This window comes from Paenibacillus sp. 2TAB26, from assembly GCF_052115145.1.
Taxonomy (GTDB): domain Bacteria; phylum Bacillota; class Bacilli; order Paenibacillales; family Paenibacillaceae; genus Pristimantibacillus.
In genome coordinates this window covers 35,712-60,715 of record NZ_JBFRGC010000009.1, presented here as the reverse complement: position 1 = coordinate 60,715, position 25,004 = coordinate 35,712, and the positions used below count along the sequence as shown (strand labels likewise).

23 protein-coding genes and 1 riboswitch are annotated in these 25,004 nt (G+C 38.4%); of the genes, 22 read left to right on the top strand and 1 reads right to left on the bottom strand.

Annotated elements, in window-relative coordinates:
- Positions 1 to 11: 11 nt before the first annotated feature.
- The 16 genes from AB4Z50_RS11565 (at position 12) to AB4Z50_RS11490 (ending at position 18,481) form a co-directional block, all read left to right on the top strand.
- Positions 12 to 620, top strand: a complete 609-nt coding sequence (locus tag AB4Z50_RS11565) for a sugar transferase (protein WP_441878974.1) — start codon at positions 12 to 14, stop codon at positions 618 to 620.
- The gene (locus AB4Z50_RS11560) at positions 610 to 1,602 is read left to right on the top strand and encodes an ATP-grasp domain-containing protein (protein WP_441878972.1); all 993 of its coding nucleotides are present in this window, start codon (positions 610 to 612) and stop codon (positions 1,600 to 1,602) included. Before AB4Z50_RS11565 ends, AB4Z50_RS11560 begins: the two co-directional genes overlap by 11 nt.
- A complete protein-coding gene (locus AB4Z50_RS11555) occupies positions 1,592 to 2,308 on the top strand; it encodes an HAD family hydrolase (RefSeq protein ID WP_441878970.1) in 717 nt (238 codons plus the stop codon). The genes AB4Z50_RS11560 and AB4Z50_RS11555 overlap by 11 nt, the downstream gene beginning before the upstream one ends.
- Positions 2,298 to 3,488 carry a DegT/DnrJ/EryC1/StrS family aminotransferase gene (locus tag AB4Z50_RS11550; protein WP_441878968.1) on the top strand — a complete coding sequence of 397 codons (1,191 nt, stop codon included), beginning with the start codon at positions 2,298 to 2,300 and terminating at the stop codon, positions 3,486 to 3,488. Before AB4Z50_RS11555 ends, AB4Z50_RS11550 begins: the two co-directional genes overlap by 11 nt.
- Positions 3,489 to 3,618: 130 nt before the next feature.
- Positions 3,619 to 4,833, top strand: a complete 1,215-nt coding sequence (locus AB4Z50_RS11545; RefSeq protein ID WP_441878966.1) for a nucleotidyltransferase domain-containing protein — start codon at positions 3,619 to 3,621, stop codon at positions 4,831 to 4,833.
- The gene (locus AB4Z50_RS11540) at positions 4,830 to 6,047 is read left to right on the top strand and encodes a glycosyltransferase (protein ID WP_441878964.1); all 1,218 of its coding nucleotides are present in this window, start codon (positions 4,830 to 4,832) and stop codon (positions 6,045 to 6,047) included. The genes AB4Z50_RS11545 and AB4Z50_RS11540 overlap by 4 nt, the downstream gene beginning before the upstream one ends.
- The gene (locus AB4Z50_RS11535) at positions 6,044 to 7,078 is read left to right on the top strand and encodes a glycosyltransferase (protein WP_441878962.1); all 1,035 of its coding nucleotides are present in this window, start codon (positions 6,044 to 6,046) and stop codon (positions 7,076 to 7,078) included. The genes AB4Z50_RS11540 and AB4Z50_RS11535 overlap by 4 nt, the downstream gene beginning before the upstream one ends.
- A 13-nt stretch (positions 7,079 to 7,091) precedes the next feature.
- Positions 7,092 to 8,249 (top strand): polysaccharide pyruvyl transferase family protein, encoded by a 1,158-nt coding sequence (locus AB4Z50_RS11530; RefSeq protein ID WP_441878960.1) that lies wholly within the window; start codon positions 7,092 to 7,094, stop codon positions 8,247 to 8,249.
- Positions 8,250 to 8,256: 7 nt separating this feature from the next.
- A complete protein-coding gene (locus AB4Z50_RS11525; RefSeq protein WP_441878958.1) occupies positions 8,257 to 9,450 on the top strand; it encodes a glycosyltransferase in 1,194 nt (397 codons plus the stop codon).
- Between the two features lie 9 nt (positions 9,451 to 9,459).
- Positions 9,460 to 10,641: a glycosyltransferase gene (locus AB4Z50_RS11520; RefSeq protein WP_441878956.1), complete on the top strand. Its 1,182-nt coding sequence runs from the start codon at positions 9,460 to 9,462 to the stop codon at positions 10,639 to 10,641.
- Positions 10,642 to 10,664: 23 nt separating this feature from the next.
- Positions 10,665 to 11,858, top strand: a complete 1,194-nt coding sequence (locus AB4Z50_RS11515; protein WP_441878954.1) for a glycoside hydrolase family 88 protein — start codon at positions 10,665 to 10,667, stop codon at positions 11,856 to 11,858.
- A gap of 101 nt (positions 11,859 to 11,959) precedes the next feature.
- Complete coding sequence (locus AB4Z50_RS11510; RefSeq protein WP_441878952.1) at positions 11,960 to 13,540, top strand: lipopolysaccharide biosynthesis protein; 1,581 nt, start codon at positions 11,960 to 11,962, stop codon at positions 13,538 to 13,540.
- A 50-nt stretch (positions 13,541 to 13,590) separates the two neighbouring features.
- On the top strand, positions 13,591 to 15,897 hold the full coding sequence (locus AB4Z50_RS11505; protein ID WP_441878950.1) for a right-handed parallel beta-helix repeat-containing protein: 2,307 nt from the start codon (positions 13,591 to 13,593) through the stop codon (positions 15,895 to 15,897).
- A 103-nt stretch (positions 15,898 to 16,000) separates the two neighbouring features.
- Positions 16,001 to 16,903, top strand: coding sequence for a beta-1,6-N-acetylglucosaminyltransferase (locus AB4Z50_RS11500; protein WP_441878948.1), 903 nt, complete (start codon positions 16,001 to 16,003; stop codon positions 16,901 to 16,903).
- A gap of 71 nt (positions 16,904 to 16,974) precedes the next feature.
- Positions 16,975 to 18,021: a UDP-glucose 4-epimerase GalE gene (galE, locus tag AB4Z50_RS11495; protein ID WP_441878946.1), complete on the top strand. Its 1,047-nt coding sequence runs from the start codon at positions 16,975 to 16,977 to the stop codon at positions 18,019 to 18,021.
- A 198-nt stretch (positions 18,022 to 18,219) separates the two neighbouring features.
- A riboswitch (cyclic di-GMP riboswitch) is annotated at positions 18,220 to 18,301 on the top strand.
- An 18-nt stretch (positions 18,302 to 18,319) separates the two neighbouring features.
- Positions 18,320 to 18,481, top strand: a complete 162-nt coding sequence (locus AB4Z50_RS11490) for an anti-repressor SinI family protein (RefSeq protein ID WP_339207751.1) — start codon at positions 18,320 to 18,322, stop codon at positions 18,479 to 18,481.
- 14 nt (positions 18,482 to 18,495) lie between these two features.
- Here the strand turns inward: AB4Z50_RS11490 and AB4Z50_RS11485 are convergent, their stop codons facing one another.
- Entirely contained in the window at positions 18,496 to 18,828 is a 333-nt protein-coding gene (locus AB4Z50_RS11485) for a helix-turn-helix domain-containing protein (protein ID WP_441878944.1), read from the bottom strand.
- Between the two features lie 330 nt (positions 18,829 to 19,158).
- Here AB4Z50_RS11485 and AB4Z50_RS11480 point away from each other — a divergent pair, with 330 nt between their 5' ends.
- The 6 genes from AB4Z50_RS11480 to AB4Z50_RS11455 all read left to right on the top strand — a co-directional run bounded on the left by AB4Z50_RS11480 (position 19,159) and on the right by AB4Z50_RS11455 (position 24,957).
- Positions 19,159 to 21,096, top strand: a complete 1,938-nt coding sequence (locus AB4Z50_RS11480) for an asparagine synthase-related protein (RefSeq protein WP_441878942.1) — start codon at positions 19,159 to 19,161, stop codon at positions 21,094 to 21,096.
- Between the two features lie 93 nt (positions 21,097 to 21,189).
- Entirely contained in the window at positions 21,190 to 21,327 is a 138-nt protein-coding gene (locus tag AB4Z50_RS11475) for a paeninodin family lasso peptide (protein WP_339207755.1), read from the top strand.
- A gap of 90 nt (positions 21,328 to 21,417) precedes the next feature.
- Positions 21,418 to 22,338 carry an aldolase gene (locus AB4Z50_RS11470; RefSeq protein ID WP_441878940.1) on the top strand — a complete coding sequence of 307 codons (921 nt, stop codon included), beginning with the start codon at positions 21,418 to 21,420 and terminating at the stop codon, positions 22,336 to 22,338.
- A gap of 3 nt (positions 22,339 to 22,341) precedes the next feature.
- A complete protein-coding gene (locus tag AB4Z50_RS11465) occupies positions 22,342 to 22,656 on the top strand; it encodes a lasso peptide biosynthesis PqqD family chaperone (RefSeq protein ID WP_441878938.1) in 315 nt (104 codons plus the stop codon).
- 15 nt (positions 22,657 to 22,671) lie between these two features.
- Complete coding sequence (locus AB4Z50_RS11460; protein WP_339207758.1) at positions 22,672 to 23,127, top strand: lasso peptide biosynthesis B2 protein; 456 nt, start codon at positions 22,672 to 22,674, stop codon at positions 23,125 to 23,127.
- Between the two features lie 24 nt (positions 23,128 to 23,151).
- Entirely contained in the window at positions 23,152 to 24,957 is a 1,806-nt protein-coding gene (locus AB4Z50_RS11455) for an ABC transporter ATP-binding protein (RefSeq protein ID WP_441878935.1), read from the top strand.
- Positions 24,958 to 25,004 lie beyond the last annotated feature (47 nt).

Here is a 25,004-nt window from a genome sequence, read left to right as displayed (position 1 = left end):
AGCACCTATCTATGACAAAGCGATTATTTGATATTTTTGTTTCGAGTATAATCTTACTCATTATGCTGCCGATCATTGGAATTACTGCAATATTGGTACGCATTAAGCTAGGAACACCAATTGTTTATAAGCAGCAGCGTCCAGGACTCCACGGTGCCCCTTTTGTTGTTTACAAATTTAGAACGATGACAGATGAGAAGGACAGCCTCGGTCAGTTGCTGCCGGATCATATAAGGCTGACTCCTTTTGGGAGTTTCTTACGGAAGTTTAGTCTTGATGAATTGCTTCAACTTATTAATGTAGTAAGGGGCGATTTAAGTCTTGTTGGTCCAAGACCGCTTCTTATGGAGTACTTACCGTTATATACAGAGGAACAAGCAAGGCGGCATCAAGTAAGGCCAGGTATAACTGGCTGGGCTCAAATTAATGGAAGAAACGCAATTTCATGGGAAGAGAAGTTTGCACTGGATGTTTGGTATGTAGAGAATTGGAGCATTTTGCTTGATTTGAAAATTCTGTTTCAAACCTTCTTAAAGGTTGTCCGTCCGGAAGGGATAAGTAATGCAAATCATGCAACGATGCCAATGTTTAAAGGGAGTGTCTCGAATCATGAAGGCTAATGAATTGAATCTTTTATTTACAAGCTCGGGTAGAAGAGTATCACTCATCAAGAAATTTAAAGAGGCTTACGCGCTTCACGGTATTAATGGGAAAATTGTAACTGCTGATGTTAAGACTACTGCGCCAACAGCCTTTATGAGTGATCGGCATGTATTAGTTCCTAGAGTAGTTGAACAGCATTACTTGGAGACACTCCTTGCGATCTGTGTGGATGAGAATATTCATCTTCTCATCCCATTAATTGATTCAGAGCTCGTTCTGCTAGCTGCCAATCGTTCTTTATTTGAAGAAATAGGTGTGAAATTGCTTTTATCCAGCAGTGAATTAAATGAAATTACGTTTGATAAAGAGAAGACCTATCGGTTTTTCTCTGAGAACGATATTCGAACGCCTAAAGTATACAGCGAGGATGAGATTCACGAAAAAAACTATCAGTTTCCGTTGATGATTAAACCAAGAAACGGCAGCTCCAGCCAAGGCGTCACAAAAATTAAAAATGAGAAGGAGCTCCATTTTTTTAAAGAGTACATACCTAATGCGATGATTCAAGAGTTTGTAACCGGCGAGGAGTATACCATCGATGTTATGGTGGATTTCTTCGGTAATATAAAAACGATTGTGCCTAGACTTCGGCTCGAAACAAGAGCAGGAGAAGTAAGCAAAGGGATTACGATGAAAAATCAGGATGTCATAAATGCAGCCGAGCATGTCGTACGTGCATTGCCAGGTCCAGTAGGATGTATAACCCTGCAATGCTTTAAACAAGCAAACGGTGAGATTACTTTTATAGAAATCAATCCTCGTTTTGGTGGAGGGGTTCCACTAGCTATTGAAGCAGGGGCAGATTTTCCTTTATGGACCATTAGGCTGGGTCGCGGGGAAATGCTTGATGAGGGACAGGATAATAGCTGGTGCGATCAACTGACGATGCTTCGATACGATGAGGCCATTTTTACAAAGGATATCTCCTATGACCATTAAGGCTATAGTGTTTGATATGGATGATACATTGTATGAAGAGAAGCAGTATGTCATCAGTGGTTTTAAAGCTGTAGATCATTATATTATTAAACAATTCGGTGTAACTGGTTTTTTTGAATCAGCGGTTAAATTATTTCATTCCGGATTAAGAGAGTTCATTTTTAATAAGGTTCTTGATCAGCTTGGAGTAGAGTATGGGGATTCTACTATAAAAATATTAATCAACTGTTATCGATCTCATATACCAGACATTCATTTGGCAGAAGACGCGAAGTGGGTGCTGGAGCATCTATCATCAGAGGTCAAATTAGCTCTTATTTCTGACGGATATCTCAATGCTCAACAGCAAAAGGTTCACGCTTTAAAGCTGGCAGACAGATTTGAAGTCATTGTTTTGTCAGATGAATACGGCAGAGAAAATTGGAAGCCAAGCCCATTAGTTTATGAAGAGGTCAGTAGGAAACTGCAGATCGATCACAATCAATGCATGTATGTTGGAGATAATGTGAAAAAGGACTTCGTAACCGCGAAGCAGCTGGGATGGACCACGGTCCATATTCAAAGGGAAAATGGCGAATACGCAAACGCTAATGTTACGCCTGAGTATGAGGCACATTACCGTATTGATAGTTTAAGAGAGCTTCCTGATCTTTACGCTTGCAAACATATGTTTATTAAGGATGGTGAATCTGTTCATGTTAGCTGAGCCAAAGTTTATTTATCTTTCCCCGCCACATATGAGTGGAACTGAACAACAATATATCCACGAAGCATTCGCTACGAATTGGATAGCACCGCTCGGTCCCCATGTTGATGCCTTCGAGAAAGAAATGGCAGCATATGCTGGTGTTAAAGATGCTGTTGCAGTAAGCTCCGGAACGGCAGCGATTCATTTGGCGCTTCGTTTGCTGCATGTCAAGAAAGGCGATTTCGTATTTTGCTCAAGCTTAACTTTTGTAGCGAGTGCTAATCCGATTTTGTACGTTGGAGCCGAACCTGTATTTATCGATTCGGAGTTTGACACATGGAATATGTCACCACAAGCGCTGCAGCGAGCTTTAGAGAAGGCTAATCAGGAAGGGAATTTGCCAAAAGCAGTTATCGTTGTTCATCTGTATGGGCAAAGTGCCAAAATGGAAGAGATTATCGCTTTATGTAATCAATATGAGGTTCCTATCATTGAAGATTCCGCGGAGTCTCTTGGATCAAGTTATAAGGGGAAAAAGAGCGGTTCATTCGGGAAATTTGGCATTTACTCTTTTAACGGCAACAAAATAATAACTACATCGGGTGGCGGAATGCTGGTATCGGATGATGAAGAAGTGCTGCGAAGAGCACGGTTTTTGGCAACGCAAGCGAGAGACGCAGCTCCTCATTATCAGCATAGTGATATGGGTTATAATTACCGATTAAGCAACCTGCTTGCTGGTGTAGGAAGAGCGCAATTAGAAGTTCTGGATGAAAGAGTAATAGCGAGGAGAAACATTTTTGACTGTTATAAAAGAGAATTGGGCCATTTGCCAGGGCTTCAGTTTATGCCTGAGTTAGAGAACACCAGGTCAAATAGATGGCTTACTACGATAACCTTGAATTTGCAAGAATCAGGTATTTCCGTGCATTATTTACTAGAGGCATTTGGTAAAGCGAAGATTGAAGCGCGTCATGTATGGAAACCGTTGCACTTGCAGCCTTTATTCAAAGAAAACACTTATTACTCCCATGAAGAAGGCATTAACGTGTCGGAGCAGCTATTTGAAACAGGTATTTGTTTACCTTCAGGTTCCAGTATGTCGGAGGACGAACAATCGCGAGTGATCAATTGTATTCAATCTGTATATGCTGAAGCTTCTATTCCCTATCAACATAGCAATGTTAACGTTTCATAATTTCACAGTGCCAGGCGGTAAATAGATTGACAACCGACTGTAGAGGTGATAATCTGTACTTGTGTTCGTTTTATAGAACAAAAACGAGTTCTTTGTTCGCTGTGAGTTCATCAATATGAAGGAGAAATTCATGAATAACGACGTCTCACTCCAAAAGGAAGAACTGTCTGACGAATTGAGACTGCTTCTTTCGATCCTTGTTATGGATCATGGAGCTAAAATAACTTTTGATATACAGGAGCTGCTCCATAAGACGGATTGGGACAAATTTATTGAGTTAGCAAGACATCATCGTGTTTTTCCCACTCTCAATCTCAAGCTGCAAAAAATGAAGTCAACCGATATCCCTACTTTTGTAACTCAAATGTTTCATCGTGACTATTATCGCAACACTCTACAGATGTTGGCACTCAGCGGAGAGATGGAACAGCTGGCTAAGGTGTTCTCTGAGAACGGCATTCGTTCGCTCTTTCTTAAAGGGCCAGTCATTGCTGCTGACTTATATGGAGACGTATCACTTCGCACATCGTGTGATCTGGATTTCCTAATTCCAATCAAGGATCTAGAACGTGCTGAAGCTCTACTCGTATCGCTTGGGTATGTAAAAGATGATTATATCGAATCAGTCTTAAATGACTGGAAATGGCGTCATCATCATACGGCCTTTGTCCATCCAGACAAAGCGATCAAGGTTGAGGTTCATTGGCGACTTAATCCTGCACCTGCAAAGGAACCGAAATTTGATGATTTATGGGAGCGTAGAAGACAGAGCTCACTCATTTCAAGACCAATCTATTATCTCGGTAGAGAAGATTTATTTATGTTTCTCGTTTCTCACGGCGCTCGCCATGGTTGGTCCAGACTTCGTTGGTTGCTAGATATTAAACAACTAGTAAATCAAAAAGTAGATTGGCCGAAATTAATTCGATTGCTGAGGAAACATCAATTTGCTCATATCGGGGGGCAAGCACTTCTATTAGTAGCTAGATTAATGGCAACTCCCTTACGTGAAGAAATGAAGCCGCTAATAACGGATAGAAAAGCAGAATGGTCAGCAGAGGACGCAATGTATTATGTTCATCGAATCATAAACTTACATACTCCGCCCATACCGGAGGAAGTAGATCGCTATCATAAAAAATATTTGTTTGGGCTACTTACAACGAGACAAAAGTTTTTTTTTATAGCGAGTTTCCTTTATCCCTACCCAGAAGATGCAAAAACGCTTCCGCTGCCTAAACCGCTGCACTTTCTTTATTTTCCGCTTCGTCCACTTATATGGGGTTGGCGAATGTTGAAAAGGCGCCGCGAGAAAAAGCTGCTATTGAATAGGAGAACGAGATGAGAAATGTATTGATTGCCTCCTATGATATGGAGGTTGGAGGGGTAGAAAGAAGCCTTGCCGGTATGTTGGATGAGTTCGATTATAGCCTATATGATATTGATCTTATGCTGTACCGTCATAAAGGGGATTTTATGAGCTTGCTGTCAGATAAACCTAATTTACTCCGTGAGATTCCTCAATATGCGACATTTCGTAAATCAATAAATGAAACAATCAAGGAAAAACAGCTGAGAATAAGCGCTTCGCGCTTACTTGCTAAAGTGCATTCGACCGTAGTAAGCAAAGTTAAAGGAATACCTGAAATGGGCTATTTCCAGATGCAGCTTATGTGGAAGTATGCTCTTCCTTTTCTGCCTGAATGTAACAAGCAATACGACGTTGCAATAAGTTACTTATGGCCGCATTACTATGTAGCTGATAAGGTGAGGGCGGAAAAGAAGGTAGCTTGGATTCATACCGATTATTCGACAGTTGTAACCAATCGTCAGCAGGATTTGAAGATGTGGGATAAATTTGACTACATAATCGCGGTTTCGGACGCATGCAGAGACTCATTTCTAGAAAGTTATAAGTCTTTAAAAAATAAAGTAAAAGTTATAGAAAATATGATCTCTCCTGATTTTGTCAGAGCATTGGCAAAAGAAGAAGTGATAGGTAATCCAATGGATAATGATTCGAGGTTCAAGCTGCTTTCTGTAGGCAGATTGTGTCATCCAAAAGGGTTTGACCAGGCAATAATGGCATTTAAGCAGCTTGTAGATAGAGGCTATAACAATCTGGTTTGGTATGTGATTGGTTATGGTGATGATGAAGCAATGCTTAGAGCGCTTATCGCTGAAAACAAACTTGAAGATCAGTTTGTTTTACTTGGGAAGCAAACCAATCCCTATCCCTATATGAACAAATGCGATTTGTATATACAACCATCTAGGTATGAAGGCAAAGCGGTTACAGTTACGGAAGCCAAAATTCTTGGTAAACCGATTGTCATTACGAATTATCCAACAGCTCCGAGCCAAGTTCAGCATGAGGTTGATGGATACATTACGGACTTGTCGATTTTAGGCATTGCGACAGGTATTGAAAAGTTATTTCATGATACAACGCTCAGAGAGAGACTGGCCGCTAACTGCGTACAGACAGATTATAGTAATGGAAATGAGATGGAGAAGCTGTATGATCTCATCTCGACTGGAGGGAGGAGCAGTAGGTGAACGTAAAGGTAAGCATAATTGTACCTGTATTCAATGCAGAACCTTATTTAAGGGAATGTATTGATTCCCTGCTGACTCAGACAATTAAAGAAGTTGAGCTCATTTTTATAGATGATGGGTCTACGGATAACAGCGCAGCTATTATAGAAAGCTATCAAAACTTAGAATCACGTATTAGCCTCATTCAACAACAAAACCAAGGTGTCAGTATTGCACGTAATGTTGGTTTAGAGGCTGCAAAGGGACAATTTATCGGATTTGTCGACGCTGATGATTACATTGATCCAGATATGTATAAACGACTCTATACATCAGCTGTTCAGGACAATTGTGATGTCGTGTTATCCAATTTCGAGAGTGAGATTGAAGGCGCTCATGTTATAACGAGATATTCTTTCCCGACAGATATAGTACTAACAACGGAATTTATTCAAAAAGAGGTTTTACCCGCTTTTCTGAAAACAGAAACGTTGAATACAGCATGCAATAAGCTCTACCGAAATGCATTAATTAAAGAGCATGCTATACGTTTTCCTGAACGAGTAGCTCTCGGTGAAGATGGCATGTTTAATATGATATTTTTCAGTTTTGCGGTCAGTATGAAATATCTCGATTATACCGGCTATCATTACCGTGAAGTCAGCGGAAGTGCAACTAGAAATGTGATTCAAAAGGATTATTTTCAGAGAGCATTGGAGGTTTTTGTCTCTGACCCTCCAGTATATTATGCGAAAATATTAGACCGAAACACGATTAAACAACTGAAGTCGATTAAATTAATACATAGTGTAATGGCATATATCCATATTTACTTAAGGCCAACAGAAGATCTAAGCATTAATAAACAGTTTAGCTATGTTCGTAAAATGATAGCAAATGATGATGTAAGAAATGCATTGCCAGTTTACAAGAAGGAAATGGAGCTTGTACTCGGACGCTATCAGAAACTAATTCTTCATCTAATGAATAAGCAATCGATATTAGGCTTGTATTGTCTTACGTCCTACAGCAGATTCAGAAATAAGAAGTAGCGGGGGATTTATTATGAAGATTATGATGTTTGCCCATGAGAGCAGTCTCAATCGAGGGTGTGAAGCGATTGTTCGTTCATCAACAGCCATTTTAAAGGAGAAAATAGGAGGTGCTAAAGTATATTTAGCCTCATCGCAGCCGGAAACTGATACGGTGATTTCCAAGCTGGACGGCATTTATGATGGTTCTACACGTTCCATAAAAAGATACTCATATGATTGGTTACTATCTTCTCTAAAAATAAAGCTGTTTCAAGATGAGTCTTATGCACTTGGAGTCATTCATCATAATATTATTGAAAAAATAAAAGATATGGATGTTTGTCTATCTATCGGTGGTGATAATTATTGCTACGGCGAGCAGCCAGGCTGGTATGAAATAGATAAGCGCGTTAAAGCTCAAGGTAAGAAATTGGTTCTTTGGGGATGCTCGATCGGAGAAGAAGATATGACTCCCAGAAAATTGGAGGATTTGCAGCTGTTTGACTTAATTCTTTCACGGGAGTCGCTAACCTACAACATGCTGGTCAGCAAGGGACTGAAGAATGTTAAGTTATGTGCTGATCCTGCCTTCACAATGGAGAAGGAAGAGCTTGCACTCCCTAAGGGCTGGCAGGAGGGAAATACGCTGGGACTAAACTTTAGTCCATTAGTGTGGAAGAGAAATAAGCAGTCTCAAGCTGCAGTTGATGAGCTGATTCAGCATATTTTGAAAACAACAGACATGACGATCGCTTTAACCCCACATGTCATTATTCAAGGTAATAATGATTACGAGGTGCTTAGCAGCTACTACGAAACTTATAAGCACACTGGGAGAGTGGTGCTTTTGCCAGACAACCTAACAGCTATTCAATATAAAGGGTATATTGCTAGGATGAGATTTTTCATTGGTGCAAGGACTCATGCAACGATTGCAGCATACTCCAATTACGTACCAACGATGGTGCTTGGCTACAGTGTTAAATCAAAAGGCATCGCTCGCGATATTTTTGGAGAAGAAAAGCTCGTTTTAGGCATCGAAGAAATTTCGGATAGCCATCGTTTGATTGGGAAATTCGATGAAATGGTTAGAGAAGAGATAGAACTGAAAAATAGACTTAAACAAGCAATTCCTGAAATTAAGAAAATGTCTTATAAAGCAGCAAATTATCTAAGCGAATTAGCATGAGGTGAAAATGAAAAAAAAACTATTGTTTATAATACCTAGCTTATCTGCCGGAGGAGCCGAGCGAAGCCTGATTAATCTGCTAGCAATCTTAGACTTTAAAAAATATGAGGTTGATTTATTTATGTTTAATCATGAAGGTCTATTTATGGAGTTAATTCCGGAAGACGTTCATGTTCTTCCTTTACCGGAGAGCTACAATCGTTTTGTCATGCCAATACGTTACTCTGTATCAAAATTTTTAATGGATAAAAAAGCTGTACTTGCTTACAACAGAATTATGTTTAGCTACAAAAATAAAGTTTCCAATAACGTAAGCATCGGAGAACAAAAGAGCTGGAAATACATGGCTAGCGCCATTGGGAAAATGAATACGAAGTATGACGCTGCTATTGCTTTTTTGGAGAAAACATCAATATATTTCTGCGCAGAAAAGGTTGATGCTGTCAAAAAAATAGGCTGGGTACATAATGATTACGACAAATTAGGAATGGATCCGTTTTTCGATTTGAATTATTTTGAGGAGCTGGATCATATTGTTACCGTTTCTGAAGAGTGCGGACATATTTTGAAACGCAGATTTCCAAATCAAGATAAGAAAATTGAGGTTATTCACAATATCGTTTCTCCAAAGGTAATTAAACAGCTATCGGAGAAGGGAACCCATGATGTATTCGGACGGAGAGGAAAAGAGACCGTCATTCTTTCTATTGGAAGGCTTCATACGCAGAAGGGATTTGAACTTGCTATTGAAGCCTGTAGTCTATTGAAAGACATGGGCATTCAATTTCAATGGAATATTATTGGTGAAGGGGAAGAGCGACAGCGTCTTACAGAGCTTATTAAAGCAGCCGGGTTGCAGCAGTATGTTAGGCTTTTAGGACTGAAATCAAATCCATACCCCTATGTTAAGCAAGCGGATATTTATGCTCAGACTTCGAGGTTTGAGGGTAAGTCCATTGCGATTGATGAGGCCAAAATATTAAATAAACCTATCTTGATTACTAATTTTAGCACTGCAAAGGATCAAATTGTGGATGGTGTAGAAGGACTAATTGTAGAAATGAATGCAGAAGCAGTCGCGCTTGGAATATCCGAGCTTATTCACAATCAGAGAATAAGCAAACAGATGAGCGAACATTTATCACAGCTGCAATTAGGCACAGAAGAGGAAATAAATAAGCTATATAGCTTGCTTGGATAGGTGGTTGGCATGAAGAAAAAACTATTGTTTATTATGAACAATTTGAATTGCGGCGGAGCAGAGAAGTCACTGCTGTCTTTGCTGCAAACGATAGATTACTCGAAATACGACGTTGATCTATTTTTATTCAAGCATGAGGGGATTTTTCTGAGCAAGCTTCCCGAGCAAGTGAATCTGTTGAAGGAACCGCCCTACTATCAATACTTTGATATGCCCTTAAAAGCTGCTCTTATCGATTGCATATCGAAAGGTATATTTTCTGTTGCAATGTTCAGACTGTTTGCAGGTTACATTTTTTATACAGAGAAAAATGCTTCAAGGCGGGAGCAACGCGTATGGAAGTATTTATCTTACACGCTGCCATCATTATCAGGAACATATGATGCTGCCATAGGTTATTTGGAGAAAAACCCAGTTTATTTTGGAATAGAAAAAGTGAAGGCTACTAAGAAGCTAGGTTATATTCATAATGATTACAATAAGCTTCAAATGGATCCAAGTATTGATAATAAATTTTTTAAGTTTTTGGATCATATTGTAACAGTTTCGGATATTTGCGGTGATGTTTTGGAGCAAAAATTTCCTCAATATAAGAGTAAGGTGCAAGTTATCCAAAATATTGTGTCACCTACGCTTATCCACCAAATGTCTGTTGAGAGCAGCAATTTATACGACAGTAAGAGTACGACAATTGTCTCAATAGGTAGACTGAACAAACAGAAAGGTTTTGAAATGGCTATAGAAGCCTGTAAAAGCTTAGTAGACAAAAACTATGATATTCGATGGTATGTGATTGGCGAAGGTGAGGAGCGAAATAGGCTTGAGCAAATGATTAACGATTACCAACTTCATGATCATTTTTATCTAATTGGGATTAAGGATAATCCATATCCTTATATCAGAGAAGCAGACATTTATGTCCAGCCTTCTCGTTTTGAAGGGAAATCAATAGCAATAGATGAAGCGAAAATCTTGAATAAACCAATTGTAGTTACAAACTTCAGTACAGCAAAAGACCAAATTACACATTATAAGAATGGATTAATTGTAGAAATGAATTCAGCTGCAATATCCGAAGGCATCATTGAAATAATGGAGAGCGATGCTTTAAGACTCTCATTAAAAGAATGTTTGTCGAAGGAAAGTTTAGGAACAGAATCGGAGATAGAGAAATTTTATGCATTAACTTAGGTTAGTACGAAGGAGAGTATAAGATGTTAGAAATTATAGCTATTGTGTTCATCGTTGTAACAATAATCATCGTAGCCATAGATATCATGCCGATCAGCAAGGATTGGATAAGTAGAATTTATATCGGCAGGTATACGAATAAACAGGAATGGAATCAATCCATTACGCAAGTGGGCGTAAAATGGCTTAATCATACACCGAAAATAAAAGTAACCGACAATACAAGGCTAATTGCGATTGACATGCTAAAAGGGAATTATTCCAAGAGTGTGATCCAGCATTGGCAAGAGGCATCGTTATTACTCGGCTTGAATGAGTGTCTAAAAAATGGCGCGGATAAAGACTTGATAATCGGTATTGAGCAATTTTTAAATGCAAAGTTTGATACAAGCGGTAATTGGAAGAACGTACCTTCTAATATTGACTCTGCTATTCTTGCGTATGGTGTCATGAAGCTTGAAGGTATTAATACCGAGAGGTTCAAGCCAGCATATGACAGTACTTGGTCACTAATACAGTCCCATCTTGGTGAGGATGGCACTGTTCAATATCGAAAGTTTATGAAAAATTATCGTTATGTTGATACGATTGGATTTATTTGCCCATTCTTAGTTTCATACGGCTTAAAATACAATAAACCGGAATGCGTCGAGCTTGCAGTAAAACAGATAGAGCAATATCAACAAAATGGCATGCTTGATGAACACTATATCCCAAGTCATGCTTACCATATGGATAATGCAATGCCTCTTGGACTTTATGGTTGGGGAAGAGGTCTTGGTTGGCTAGCAATTGGGCTTATCGATGCTTGGCATGAACTTCCAGAAACACATCAGTATAAGCCTAGACTAGAGCATTTTGTAACAAAGTTTGCTAAGTCCATTCTAACTTTTCAAGGAAAAGATGGGAATTGGAACTGGACAGTTACACGCCGTGAGACACGAGCAGATTCCTCCGCAACAGCAACATTAGGGTGGTTTTTGCTACAAGCCTCCCAAATTGAGGAGATTTCAGAGGAATGTATCGAAGGTACAGAACGAGCGATTCAATATTTAATGAAGGTAACTCGAAGAAATGGTGCTGTGGATTTCTCACAAGGGGATACAAAGGATATTGGTGTTTATTCCATGCTATTTAATGTTCTGCCGTTTACACAAGGGTTTTGTATTCGGATTATAAACCATTATAAACATTCGAGGGTTGTATACAAAGGATGAAAAATGGATATCAACAAAACAGAAACATATCAGCCGTGCAAAGAGATGTTTTGTATCATGTTTTGCTTGGCACAATGGGCTTTGTAAGATAGGAGATACAAATGAGAATAAAAAGTTCACTGCTTAATATTTCTGCTGGCTTAGGTAATCAAATAATTATAACTGCATTAAGTTTTATTTCGCGTACAGTCTTTATTCACAGCTTAGGAGTAGAATATTTAGGCATCAACGGATTATTCACAAGCATTCTCTCTATGCTTACATTAGCTGAGGCGGGTATAGGTTCAAGCATTATTTATAATCTATACAAGCCGGTAGCGGATAATGATCGTCCCAAAATATTAGCATTAATGCAATTGTATAAAAAAGCCTATCAGATTATCGCGGGCGTTGTCTTGCTACTGGGCCTAGGTCTCATGCCATTCCTCCATCTATTTATTAAGGAAACAAACGTTGAAAACATCAGCTTTATTTATGTGCTTTTTCTTATTAATACAGCTGCCCCTTATTTGTTTGTGTACAAGAATTCTTTTTTGAACGTAAACCAGAAAAACTATATCGTAACGATTGTTTTCTCGATTTCTGCTATTATTTCGACTTGTATGAAAATTGCAATCCTCTATTTCACAGAAAACTACATACTCTATTTAATAGTTGAGAGTATACTGTCTATAATTACCTCCATAATAGTAGCCTATATCGTTGATAAAATGTATCCTTTCCTTAAAGAGAAGATAAAAAGCAAGTTGGATTATGAAACTAAAGCTAGTTTTATAAAAAATATGAAAGCTATCGTTCTCCAAAATGTAGGCAATTACTTTATTTTTGGCGTGGATAGTATCCTTATTTCCTCATTTATCAGTATTGCTGCTGTAGGTTTATATTCCAATTATAAAATGCTTATAGATATATGCCGTACATTTTTGAATCAGGTATTTAGCAATATGTATCACAGCCTAGGCAATTTAGTAGCGAAGGAAAGTGCAGAAGCAATTTATCGTATTTTCAAAGTCACCTATTTGCTTAATTTCTGGTTATATTCATTATTATCAATCATGCTTTATTTATTGGTTGAGCCCTTTATTGATATTTGGATTGGTTCTGAATACAAAATGACCAATACTGTACTTCTTGTTCTTGTTATCGCATTCTATGAAAGAGGTATGCGCAATTCATTAAGCGCAGTTAAAACGACAGCTGGGATTTTTCACGAGGATCGGTTTTCTCCTTTGTTTCAAGCCGTAATCAATTTAGGAATTTCACTGGTTTTCGTAAAGTTCTGGGGGATTGCCGGTATTTTTGCAGGATCAGTGTTAAGTGCATTAGCGATCCCTTTTTGGTATACACCTATGTTAGTTTATAAGAAGGTATTCAATCAGCCTATAAGAAGATACTACAGTAGTTATGTTTACTATACATGTATTGGTGTGATTTCATGTTTGATTGCTAGTAGAGCTATTATTATTGTACCTTCAAATACCATAATAGGTTTAATTATTCAGAGTTTCATTTGCTTCGTACTTGTAAATATAATATACATTGTGTTTTTTCACCGTACCGCTGAGTTTAAATATTTGTATGGCGTCGTACTTGCTTTGCTGCATAAGCTCCCTCACTTCACCAGTGTTTACCATAAGACAATTAAGCGCAAGCGTCATATGGAAGTTGGCGGAACTAAGTAACCGTTCTCTGACAAGCTACATATGTTAAGAGTAAAACGGAGGTGAAAGTTATGCAGCAATATGGGTCATACCGAATTGAGCTTGACCGTTTTAATATAAGCAACGATAATTCGAATGCTGCAACAACGACTAAAGGCATAAATGATGCTATAGTATGGGCCAATTCTGAGGGGTATCAGCATATCGTGCTTCCTAGTGGGACTTATTGCGTCAGAATGGATCCTAGTTCCTTAGTTGCTATTAAACTAGTAAGCGGTATTCATCTAGAGTTGGAACAAGGCTGCGCCATTGTAATGGAAACGAATTCATCACCGAATTACTCAATTATTGAAATGAAGGCGATTAGTGATGCCAAGTTGTCAGGTGGGCAACTAATTGGTGACAAGAAGACACATTTATATGAAATTTATGTGAATTTTACTAGAGGCGGCATTAATGCTGACGGTTCATTGAACGATAATCCTAATTGGATCAGAAGCGATGTACTAGATCGTTACGAGCATCCAGGACTTCTAACTAATTTTAGATTATGGAGCATGACTGGTGTAAATGCATCCAGCTATCAGTTTTATCAATATAAAGATACCGTTTCCAAGGTAACTTTTGTTGGTTCTAGGACAAATGGCGCTTTTGCTCCAGCAAATCCAGCCGGAAGAGGTTGGCTTTTAAATGAGGATAAGGATGTAAGTAAAAACAACAAAATGGTATTTGCCATCTTATTACCTACCCCATTGACGGATAGTCAGATTAGCGCGCTTCGAGGTAAGGTTGACAATGTAGCTTATACTCATGAGAAGGGTTACGGGGTTAGTGTTCTCGGTTCTAATCAAATAGAGATAAGCAATATTGAAATTTCTAATTGTACAGGTGATGGGATTTATTCAAGCTGGGAGCAATATTATGATGATCCATCATTGTACACGCAGGAGCAGATGGGTTACCAAATCCTTATTCATGATACCAATATCCATCATTGCCGAAGGCAAGGGATTTCATTGTGCGGTTCAAACGATGTGCATGTTTATCGCAACCATATTCATCATATTGGTATTGATGATGATGGGGTAACGTCAAATTTCCGAACTGGAACATCTCCTATGTTCGGAATTGACATTGAATCGCAGGTAAGTGAAACCAATATACCAGTTAAGTCTGCGACTAATCCGTCAGGATTTGAATTGAATTATAGAATTTATATTACAGACAATTATATCTACAGCAACGCAAGAGGACATTTTGTTAATGTTGATGGTACTGAGATTAACTTGGTTGGAAATAACTTTGAAGGCAAAAACGTTGGTGGAGTAAGCTCATATTCAAATTACCCATTAGTAGCATATATAAACAACTCATTTACGGATTGTGATTTAAGTGTGCAAGGTGATAATTTCGTGAATGGCGCTGTATTTGTTAGGGGTAATTTAAAGCTTAATGATGTCAGAGGGGCAGTCGTACAAAATTGTGTCATTAAAGATGGAATGGTTAGTGGCTCCAGTGTCTATGGCTATTTCGGGACACCTGCAGTTAATGTGACTACAGGAACTTTTACGTATAGTACTCCACATGGCATGGGCAACGGTGCACAAATATCATTTGAACAATGGGTAGGCAAGGTTCCGACAGGAATTAGCATTGATAAATTATATTACACAGTAAATATCTCTTCCGTAGCATTTCAGGTATCTGAAACGAAGGGAGGTCCACCGGTTGTTATTAAAGACGCTGGGCAGCCTGGATTTAACATTAGCAGATTTAATTACGGAAGATGTTATTTGTCCTACATCACAATAGAACGAGACTGGCGCAATGATAATGCTTTAGCACGAAATTTCAATATTTTAGCAGCTGGTGCTGTCATTAGAAATGTTACGGTAAAGAATTACGATGTTTTAATAAACGTACCTCAAGATTATGTAGGACGCCCAAACATGATTAACGGCATGACGGTTATTGAAGGCTCCGCAAAATTTGAGGCTTCTCACATTAGCAATAGTGAATTTATTAGAGCTAAAAGTACAGTTATGGGAGCAAGTGACGTTCAGCTTGGTTCGACCGATGCAAAGTTCACTCGGCAAGTTACGCTGAGATCATCGTTGCTACAAAATTCTGGTATCGCGGTGGATGGCAATTCAATCGTTTCAGGCACTACCTTTTTAAATTCAGCTATTGGCAAGTCGGACAATATGAACAAAGCTGTATTTTCACAATCTTATCTTGAAAACACGAAAGTAAATTTAAATTGGATTCGGCAAAATCAATCCGTAACTATCGCTAAATCTACATTTAGCGGTGTAACAGTAACAGGAACCGCCCCATATGTCCGATTGATTGACAACACTGATCTTAGCAGCAGCTAGCTTTTAACCTTAAAAAAAGAATAGATCCCTGTCACTTACAAGTTGAGGCAGGGACTATTTTAAAATATAATGTTCGTTATTGAGAATTAAGGGGAGTGAACTAATGAAATCAGCTTTACCCTCAACTGCCTACATATTGCAAATTCATAAAAACCCAGCCCAAGTAAATACGTTTATTAGTCAATTGACTGCAACCGATACGGCAGATGTATATGTTCATATTGATAAAAAAAATTACGATGAGGTATCACCTAAAATTAATAGATCCCCACGCATTAACGTGTTGGAAGAAAGCTGTAATGTGAAATGGGGAGATATTAGCCAAGTGGATGCAACGATCATGCTGCTAAGGAAGGTATTAACCTCAAAAGTAGATTATGACTTTGTATGCTTAAGGAGCGGTCAGGATTTACTCGTTAAAAATGGTCTTAAAGTTCATTTAATGGAAAATCCCAATAAAATATTTATGTCTGCGAAATTTATTCATGATCGTGATATTTCTGCTGCACATGTAAATATGAAATGGTTTGATTCAGCAAGAAGACAATACAATACATTCCACCCGCTTAGAGTTTTCAGAAGCATAATGCTGAAACTGTATAAGAAAGGTTTAGTTCTTTTCCCTAACCGCCAGTTAATGCCTAACAATTATTTGTTGTATCATGGCTCCTCATGGTTCTGCATACCAATTGAAGTTGCAAGATTTATCATAGATTTTCTTGACCAGAACAAATGGTATTATCAATATTTCAAAAACGCTCTGTGCCCAGATGAATGGTTTTTTCAAACCTTAGTTATGAACTCGAAATATGCGGATCAGGTCACTAATGATAATTTAACTTATTTAAAATGGGGAGAAGAATATAACAATAGTAATCACCCCATAAACCTAAGCTTTAATGATATTGATTCTATTGAAAAATCGAATAAATACTTTGCGAGAAAATTCGATGAAAGAGAAGATGTAGCAATGATAAATTATTACAGCGAAAAGGTATGCATGTGAGCTTAGCATCGGAGAGGTATTTTTTTGATTTAATTGTTCTTTATTAAGAATAATTGAGAGGGGTAAATAAAATGGCAATCTTAGTAACAGGCGGAGCGGGGTACATAGGCAGTCATACTTGCATTGAGCTTCTTGAAGCGGGATATGAATTAGTGGTTGTTGATAATTTGTCTAATAGCAGCTATATCGCTTTAGAAAGGGTAAAAGAGATTACAAATAAATCCTTTACCTTTTATCAAATGGATCTTATGGATCAAAAGGGACTCGACCATGTATTTTCAAATCATGCTATTGATGCCGTTATTCACTTCGCTGGGTTAAAGGCTGTCGGAGAGTCTGTACAAATGCCTTTATCTTATTATCATACCAATATAACGAGCACTTTAATTCTCTGTGGAGTCATGAAGAAATTTGGTGTTCATAAATTAGTGTTTAGTTCCTCGGCTACTGTTTATGGACGGCCCGAACAAGTTCCGATTATTGAGGATTCACCGCTCTCAGCAACAAATCCATATGGCCGGACTAAGCTCATGCTAGAACAAATCTTACTGGATCTAGCTAGTTCAGATAACAGCTGGGGAATAACGATCCTGAGGTATTTCAACCCTATTGGCGCCCATAAAAGTGGTCGAATTGGAGAAAATCCAAATGGAGTGCCAAACAACTTAATGCCTTACATATCGCAGGTAGCTGTTGGCAAGCTTAAGCAGTTACATGTGTTTGGAAATGATTATCCAACTGTGGATGGCACTGGAGTGAGAGACTACATTCATGTAGTAGATCTAGCAAAGGGGCATGTAAAGGCACTGGAAAACAGGAGTAGAAAATCAAATGTGAATATATATAATCTTGGCACTGGAAATGGCTACAGTGTGTTAGAGATGATTGCAGCCTTCGAGAAGGTAACTGGTCAAAGCATTCCATACGAGGTCGTTAGCCGCAGACCTGGCGATATTGCTGTTTGTTATGCAGATACACTGAAGGCAAATGAAGAATTGAATTGGTTTGCAACAAAAGGAATAGAAGAAATGTGCAGCGATACGTGGAGATGGCAATTTTCAAATCCGAATGGATATGAAGAAGATACACTGTTGAAATCTGAACTTGCAGCAAAATAATATACCGGATAACTCTGTTAATGAAGCAACATTTTAGAGCTCCTAATTTGATCTAGTGGGCTCTGTTTCCTTCCCCTGATCCCTTTAACAATCATTAAATAAATTCGACAAAAAATGTAATTATCTTTCAATTTTGTGAGACAGGAAGCGACAGCATACGCAATTAGAGTGATTTATAATACATCTATAAACGAATGACAAGCATAGGGAGACGTTGAAATGCGTTTAGTATCTGGGCACCTTAAACGCATGGAGTCAGTGGTGCAACCGTCCCAAATTGAATGGGGGACATGGGAAAATGGTACTTACAAAATCAGAGGATAATCAGGATTTAGATATGGAATGGGTAGCATTAATCATGAATGCACGTTCTTTGGGGTTTAGCAAGGAAGATGTTAGAAAGGTATTACTATGTCTTGAAGAAAGCAAGAAAGATGATATACAAGAAACAGCCGTATAAAAGAGAATAAAGCGCTACTCGCGCTTTATTTTCCATTTATTGAATTCTAAAAATTCTTTAAATTGATCTTTGCTTACGCCAGAAGCCATTGCTTCTCGAACTAGATCGGCCCACTCGGTGTCTAGATTGCTAGTTTTATGATCATTATTTTCATCGCTATTTAAAAATTCTTCAACCGTTACGTTTAATACTGCGCCTACCTTTTCGAGAAATTGAATCGAAGGATTTTGCTGGAGCCCTCGTTCAATAGAGCTTAAGTAAGATTTTGCGACGCCTGCCCGTTGCGACAACTCCGTTAGGGATAGGCCTTTTCTCTTGCGCAGCATCTGAATACGTTCTCCGATCATAGCAAACTCCCCCGTTATCTCTTCGTTGTAGACTAACACTATTATAACGAATAATTCTTAATTGCGAAAGCTTGTAAGTTTTAACGAATAAAAAATAAAATGACGTCTAAATTAGAAAAAAATAAGGTTAAACCCATTTCGAAATGTTGTTCTTATAAAAGAACGATGTTTCGTTTTATTTTGTGATATTTTGGTGAAAAAACGATTGACAACGTCTGTTTTCAAGTGTATTATTCAAATATGTTCTTTATTAAGAACTAAAAGACATTCAATGATGCTCGCATCTCGTTCGATTGAAGAACACGCTGGCTATCTAAATCGGAGGCACGAATGAGCGCAATAGCAGTCGTTTATGAAGTTGATCAGACAGCCCATGTGTTAGATCAGGGGAATAGACTGATGCAGCAATTATCTCGGTTTCCTTGCAATACAGCTCAAGCATGGAATAAGAACAATGTGTTTGTTGGATGCCATAATCAATGGATTACACCAGAATCTGTCGGGGAATGCAATCCATACTATGATTCGGAAAGACGTTTAGTCATAAGTGCAGATGCAATTATTGATAACCGTAATGAATTATTTGAATCACTAAACGTACACCTTGATCGTAGAATGCAAATGACTGATGCAGAGCTCATTTTACTCTCCTATGCAAAATGGGGTGTTGAATCACCCAAGTATCTAATCGGTGATTTTGCTTTTGTAATATGGGATGAAAGAGAGCAAAGAGTATTTGCTGCTAGAGATTTTTCTGGTTGCAGAACTTTGTATTATCACTGGAATGGAAATCGGTTAGCGATGTGTACGACGATGAAACCACTGTTAGAGCTGCCAGATGTTCATAAACGTCTGAATGAGCAATGGATGGCACAGTTTTTAGCTATCAGCACAGTAATTGATGTTGTTGACGTTACACAAAATGTGTATAAGGATATTTTGCAATTGCCGCCATCTCATTGCATGACATTGGTTAATGGTCAAGTAAAGGTCATGCGATATTTTAAGCTAACGGCAAATAAGAAACTTCGCTTCAAAACGGACGAACAATATGTTGAAGCATTCAGGGATGTATTTCAACAGTCAGTAAATGCACGATTGCGCACTTACAAACAAATAGGTTCACAATTAAGTGGGGGGTTGGATTCAGGAGCAGTAGTTAGTTTTGCAGTTAAAGCCCTTCGTCCAATAAATAAAGAAATACATACATTCAGTTATGTTCCTCCAAGCGATTTTGACGATTATACCTCTCGTCAAACGATTGCTAATGAATCACCCTATATTAATTCAACTGTCCAGTATGTTGGTGGGTTTCAAGCGAACTATCTTGACTTTAAAGATAGAAATTCGTTTTCAGATATTGATCCATTTCTGGAGACATTAGAAATGCCTTATAAATTTTTTGAGAACTCTTTTTGGATAAGAGGCATATTCGAACAAGCTGCGGCGAAAGACATTGGCATATTACTAACAGGTGCGCGAGGTAACTTGTCCATTTCTTGGGGTGATGCCCTCGAAAACTACTCTCGTCTCTTAAAACGTTTCAGATGGATTCATTTACATAACGAAGTAAAGGCATTTAGTAGAAATATGGGGACTGGGCGTGGACGAGTACTTTCTGTTTTGAGTAAAATGGCTTTTCCAGCACTTAACAGATTACATATCAATCAAGAGCCTTCTATTGGACCTATTATAAATAGCGATTTTGCAACGAAAACTAAAGTTTTTGATCAACTTCGCGAGCATGGAATGGACCAGACAGGTTGGCTAGTCGAGCAGAACATTTATAAAATAAGAAGAGAACATTTTGAGAATCCATTATACTGGAATGCTACCAATACAGTTACATCAAAATTTTCGTTACCTAATGCTTTATGGAGTCGTGATCCGTCAAATGATAGTAGAGTTATCCAGTTTTGCTTATCGGTACCAGAGGATCAATATGTTCATAAGGGATTAGATCGAGCTCTTATTCGAAGAGCAACTGAAAATTATTTACCGGATGACGTAAGGCTCAACCAGCGTGTTCGCGGCGTTCAAGGTTTGGATTGGCTTCATCGTATAAGACCAGATTGGCATTTGTTTATCGAAGAGGCAGAGTCTATGAGCAAAGATGATAGAATGATGTCTCTTGTAGATGGCAACCTGGTTAAAGGAGCATTGTTACGTTTTAAAAAAAAGGCGGATTCAAATCTAGCAGAGGATGAAGGTTTGCGAGCCCTTATGAGAAGTGTAATTGTGTATCGATTCCTTAAACGACATTTTTAACCATCTACTCATAGCATCACTCTAATTTACTAGGAAAGCTAGATTGGTTTCATGGATACAAAAGTGATAAACATCATTAAGGAGGTGATACATATGTCAAAGAAGCAATGGATCAAGCCAGAACTACAAGTTCTGGAAGTCAAAATGACTGAAGCTAGTCCTAAAGTGGGTACTCGTTTGGATGCAACATTCCCAACTGGAACTCCCGTTCCAGACCTCCGTTATAGCTAATCGCAATTGTGTAAGTTAAACTTCAAGCCCTTGTATGTTTGTTATATAAGGGCTTGAATGTTAATTATCTTTTTATGGAGTGGATGTCTGTTGATTACAAAGGTCAGGGAAGGTTATAAAGCATTTGGTTTGAACATATCTAGTGAAATTCCATTTCCTGAACTACTTAGGATGAATGATCTTCAAGTGTGTAATGATGTTGAAGTTGTGATAGACCCCAGCTTTAAGGAAGCGTTTAATTTATCGCCTTATGAAGTTATTGTTGATGGAGAAGCAGTAACGATGAGACTACCTGATGCCGGTGTTTTTAGTATTCAAAATGGCAATAAGATCATTGTGTCTCCATGCGCTGAAGCAGACGAGGATGTAATTCGATTGTACCTTCTTGGTACCTGTATGGGGATCATACTTATACAAAGATCGATTTATCCACTTCATGGGAGTGCAGTTGTTATTAATGGTAATGCCTATGCTTTTATAGGTGAATCAGGGGCCGGCAAGTCAACCCTCGCTTCTGCTTTTGTAGGACGGGGACATAAGCTTGTAACAGATGATATTGTTCCTATTTCATTCTTACCAGCAGAGCATCGCCCTATCGTTACTCCCTCCTATCCGCAGCAGAAGCTATGGCAGCAGAGCTTGGATGCTTTCGGAATGAATAACGCTGAGCTTCGTTCCATTCATGGTCGGGAAACGAAGTTCTGCATCTCGGTTGAAGATAAATATTATACGGATCCTATACCACTAGCAGGGATTTTCTTATTAGAAAAATCAGATGTAGACGGAATAAATATTCAAGCAGTTAAGAAGCTGGAAAGACTGCCTTTATTATTTCAACATACATATAGACATTTTTTAATTCCAAAAATGAACCTTATGAGCTGGCATTTCGGTTTCTCCTCAAAGTTGGGAGAGAGACTGCCTATCTATCATTTACGGCGTTCGGAAAATGGATTTTCGGCTCCACAATTAGTCGATCTTATATTAAAAACCATTTCGTTGGAGGAATAAATGATGACAATAGAAACGAACAGCCTAACATTGAATCAGGCAAATCTAGCACAAGCGAGTATTGTTCGAGACCAGGAGAATATCGTTAGTGATATGGGCGGTGAAAAAGTTATTTTAAGTATCAGAAACGGGAACTATTATAATCTTGGCATTATGGGGAGTCAGATTTGGGAGCTAATACAGGAGCCTATTCCTGTCATGCAACTAATTGATAAGTTGATAGAACAATATGATGTCGATCGGATTACTTGTGAAGAGCAACTGCTGCCGTTCCTGCTTCATCTGTCAGAAGAAAAATTAATTCACTACAGTCTATAACGTTAAGGTGAGAAAATGGGGATTATAGGAAAATGTAAAACAGTTTTTTCTTTGGATATGAAGACGCTGCTCCTCTTTATCGAGACAGGTTTATATTTGGGAAGGATAAGAATGCAGCTGCTTTATTTTCCATTCTCACGGATAGCTCCTACACTGGGCGTTTATTTGAAGGAAACCGACTCTGAATATAGTCAGCAAAATCACGAGATAATTTTCAATGTTTATCAATCGATAGAAATAATGGGAAGAAATACGTTTTGGGAGACAAAATGTTTAGTTCGAGCGATTACTGCTATGAAGATGCTGGAAAGACGTCAAATTGAAAGCACCTTGTATTTAGGAACAGCAAAGGACGAGAACGGGAAGTTAATCGCTCATGCTTGGCTTCGGAGCGGTTCTTTGGTTGTCTCAGGTGCTGAAGAAATGAACAGATTTACCGTAACGGGTATGTTCGCTAAGTTCATTCAATGAAAAAGAATGGAAAGTGATGAGGTAATGAGTCACATTATATATTTCACTAAGAAGCTACATAGTTACTCTGGCAAGGTGCTTTATTTCAATTTATTCGGCATGATGCTCATTGGTTTGTTAGAGGGCGCTGGAATGTTATTATTAATCCCTTTATTATCTATTATCGGTATTATTGATTTTCAAATCCACGCTATACCTGGCCTCGCCTTTTTTGAATTTTTGCAAGTTATGCCTAAACTGCAAGCCTTATTGATCATCCTTTCCGTATATTTAACATTAGTTATCGGTCAAAGTTTTGTAACTCGAAATCTTAGCATACGCGAAACGCGAATTTTGACAGGGTATGTTAATAGTGTGAGATTAGAAATATATCGAACATTATTGCAAACACAGTGGGCTTTCTTTTTAAAAAAACGAAAAACAGATCTCATCTCATCTTTGACCGATCAATTATGGCGTGTGACTAATGGCGCTTACCTTATTCTTCAACTTTTGACATCAATCATTTTTACAATGATTCAAATAGGTATTGCATTTGTAATTTCGGCTAAGATGACGCTTTTTGTGCTTGGCTTTGGTTTAATTGTCATTTTTATATCTCGTCGATTTATTAAACAATCAAAAGAGCTTGGAAGTGAAGCTATTGAACTTTATCAAGGTTATATGGCAGGCATTACGGATCAGTTCAATGGAATGAAGGATATTAAGAGTAACTCTTTAGAGACATCACGTTATCGTTGGATGCTGGGCTGGACTCGAAAACAAGCGGAAGAGCGGAATAGCAATAGTATTGTTAGTAATAATTCTCAGCTTGTTTACAAGTTGACTTCTTCGCTTATGATCGCTGTATTTATTTTGTTCTCGGCGACAATGTTCCAACAAGAAGGCGGGTATTTATTGCTTATCATTGCTATTTTCGCTCGTCTATGGCCACGATTCACAGGAATTCAGTCCAATGTTGAACTAATTGCTTCCTCCATACCCGCTTTCAAAACATTGATGAACCTTCAAGAAGAATGCATGCAAGTTCAGGAAGTAACAGATATCATTCAATACGAAGATGAGAATGTTGGCAGCATGAAGTTCGAGCATCAGCTTGAATGCCGTCAAGTATATTTCCGTTACGATCAAGATCAGGTAGACTATACATTAGAAGCTATTAATCTTCGTATTCCTGCTAATGGTATGACTGCAATTGTTGGTCAATCAGGTGCAGGTAAAAGTACATTAATTGATATGATTATGGGCATGTTGAAGCCTGATCAAGGTTCTGTGCTCATTGACGGCAAGACGCTTACAGATGAGGATCTGTTGTCGTTAAGAAGATCAATCAGTTATGTCCCGCAGGAGCCGTTTCTGTTCCATGGGACGATTAGAGATAACTTAATATTAATCGATCCGAATGCGACGGAAGATCAAATATGGGAAGCGATGGAGTTCTCTTCTGCGGCTGAATTTGTTCGCAAGCTTCCGGATGGCATCGATACGATTATTGGTGATCGTGGAATACGTTTATCAGGCGGGGAGCGTCAGAGACTCGTTTTGGCTAGAGCAATATTAAGAAAGCCATCTATCCTTATTTTGGATGAGGCTACAAGCGCACTAGACAGCTTGAACGAGACAAAAATTCAAGAAGCCATAGAGCGGCTTAAGGGAAAAATGACCGTTATCGTCGTTGCTCATCGCCTATCGACCATTCGGAATGCAGATCAGGTTATCGTGTTGGAAAATGGGAAAATCGTGCAAACGGGCCATTTTATCATGCTCGCTGAGGATAAAAAAGGACTGTTCAGCCGTTTGTTAGGCAACCAGCTGCAAGTAGCTTTATAGTCGTAACTTTACTATACTAATTAGAGTAGTAAAGTTCATGACAGGGA

What these genes read in the sequence shown, in the direction of transcription:
- AB4Z50_RS11565 (WP_441878974.1), top strand. Translation starts at nt 12, where the DNA reads ATGACAAAGCGATTATTTGATATTTTTGTTTCGAGTATAATCTTACTC.
- AB4Z50_RS11560 (WP_441878972.1), top strand. Translation starts at nt 610, where the DNA reads ATGAAGGCTAATGAATTGAATCTTTTATTTACAAGCTCGGGTAGAAGA.
- AB4Z50_RS11555 (WP_441878970.1), top strand. Translation starts at nt 1,592, where the DNA reads ATGACCATTAAGGCTATAGTGTTTGATATGGATGATACATTGTATGAA.
- AB4Z50_RS11550 (WP_441878968.1), top strand. Translation starts at nt 2,298, where the DNA reads ATGTTAGCTGAGCCAAAGTTTATTTATCTTTCCCCGCCACATATGAGT.
- AB4Z50_RS11545 (WP_441878966.1), top strand. Translation starts at nt 3,619, where the DNA reads ATGAATAACGACGTCTCACTCCAAAAGGAAGAACTGTCTGACGAATTG.
- AB4Z50_RS11540 (WP_441878964.1), top strand. Translation starts at nt 4,830, where the DNA reads ATGAGAAATGTATTGATTGCCTCCTATGATATGGAGGTTGGAGGGGTA.
- AB4Z50_RS11530 (WP_441878960.1), top strand. Translation starts at nt 7,092, where the DNA reads ATGAAGATTATGATGTTTGCCCATGAGAGCAGTCTCAATCGAGGGTGT.
- AB4Z50_RS11525 (WP_441878958.1), top strand. Translation starts at nt 8,257, where the DNA reads ATGAAAAAAAAACTATTGTTTATAATACCTAGCTTATCTGCCGGAGGA.
- AB4Z50_RS11520 (WP_441878956.1), top strand. Translation starts at nt 9,460, where the DNA reads ATGAAGAAAAAACTATTGTTTATTATGAACAATTTGAATTGCGGCGGA.
- AB4Z50_RS11515 (WP_441878954.1), top strand. Translation starts at nt 10,665, where the DNA reads ATGTTAGAAATTATAGCTATTGTGTTCATCGTTGTAACAATAATCATC.
- AB4Z50_RS11510 (WP_441878952.1), top strand. Translation starts at nt 11,960, where the DNA reads ATGAGAATAAAAAGTTCACTGCTTAATATTTCTGCTGGCTTAGGTAAT.
- AB4Z50_RS11505 (WP_441878950.1), top strand. Translation starts at nt 13,591, where the DNA reads ATGCAGCAATATGGGTCATACCGAATTGAGCTTGACCGTTTTAATATA.
- AB4Z50_RS11500 (WP_441878948.1), top strand. Translation starts at nt 16,001, where the DNA reads ATGAAATCAGCTTTACCCTCAACTGCCTACATATTGCAAATTCATAAA.
- galE (WP_441878946.1), top strand. Translation starts at nt 16,975, where the DNA reads ATGGCAATCTTAGTAACAGGCGGAGCGGGGTACATAGGCAGTCATACT.
- AB4Z50_RS11490 (WP_339207751.1), top strand. Translation starts at nt 18,320, where the DNA reads ATGGTACTTACAAAATCAGAGGATAATCAGGATTTAGATATGGAATGG.
- AB4Z50_RS11485 (WP_441878944.1), bottom strand. Translation starts at nt 18,828, where the DNA reads ATGATCGGAGAACGTATTCAGATGCTGCGCAAGAGAAAAGGCCTATCC.
- AB4Z50_RS11480 (WP_441878942.1), top strand. Translation starts at nt 19,159, where the DNA reads ATGAGCGCAATAGCAGTCGTTTATGAAGTTGATCAGACAGCCCATGTG.
- AB4Z50_RS11475 (WP_339207755.1), top strand. Translation starts at nt 21,190, where the DNA reads ATGTCAAAGAAGCAATGGATCAAGCCAGAACTACAAGTTCTGGAAGTC.
- AB4Z50_RS11465 (WP_441878938.1), top strand. Translation starts at nt 22,342, where the DNA reads ATGACAATAGAAACGAACAGCCTAACATTGAATCAGGCAAATCTAGCA.
- AB4Z50_RS11460 (WP_339207758.1), top strand. Translation starts at nt 22,672, where the DNA reads ATGGGGATTATAGGAAAATGTAAAACAGTTTTTTCTTTGGATATGAAG.
- AB4Z50_RS11455 (WP_441878935.1), top strand. Translation starts at nt 23,152, where the DNA reads ATGAGTCACATTATATATTTCACTAAGAAGCTACATAGTTACTCTGGC.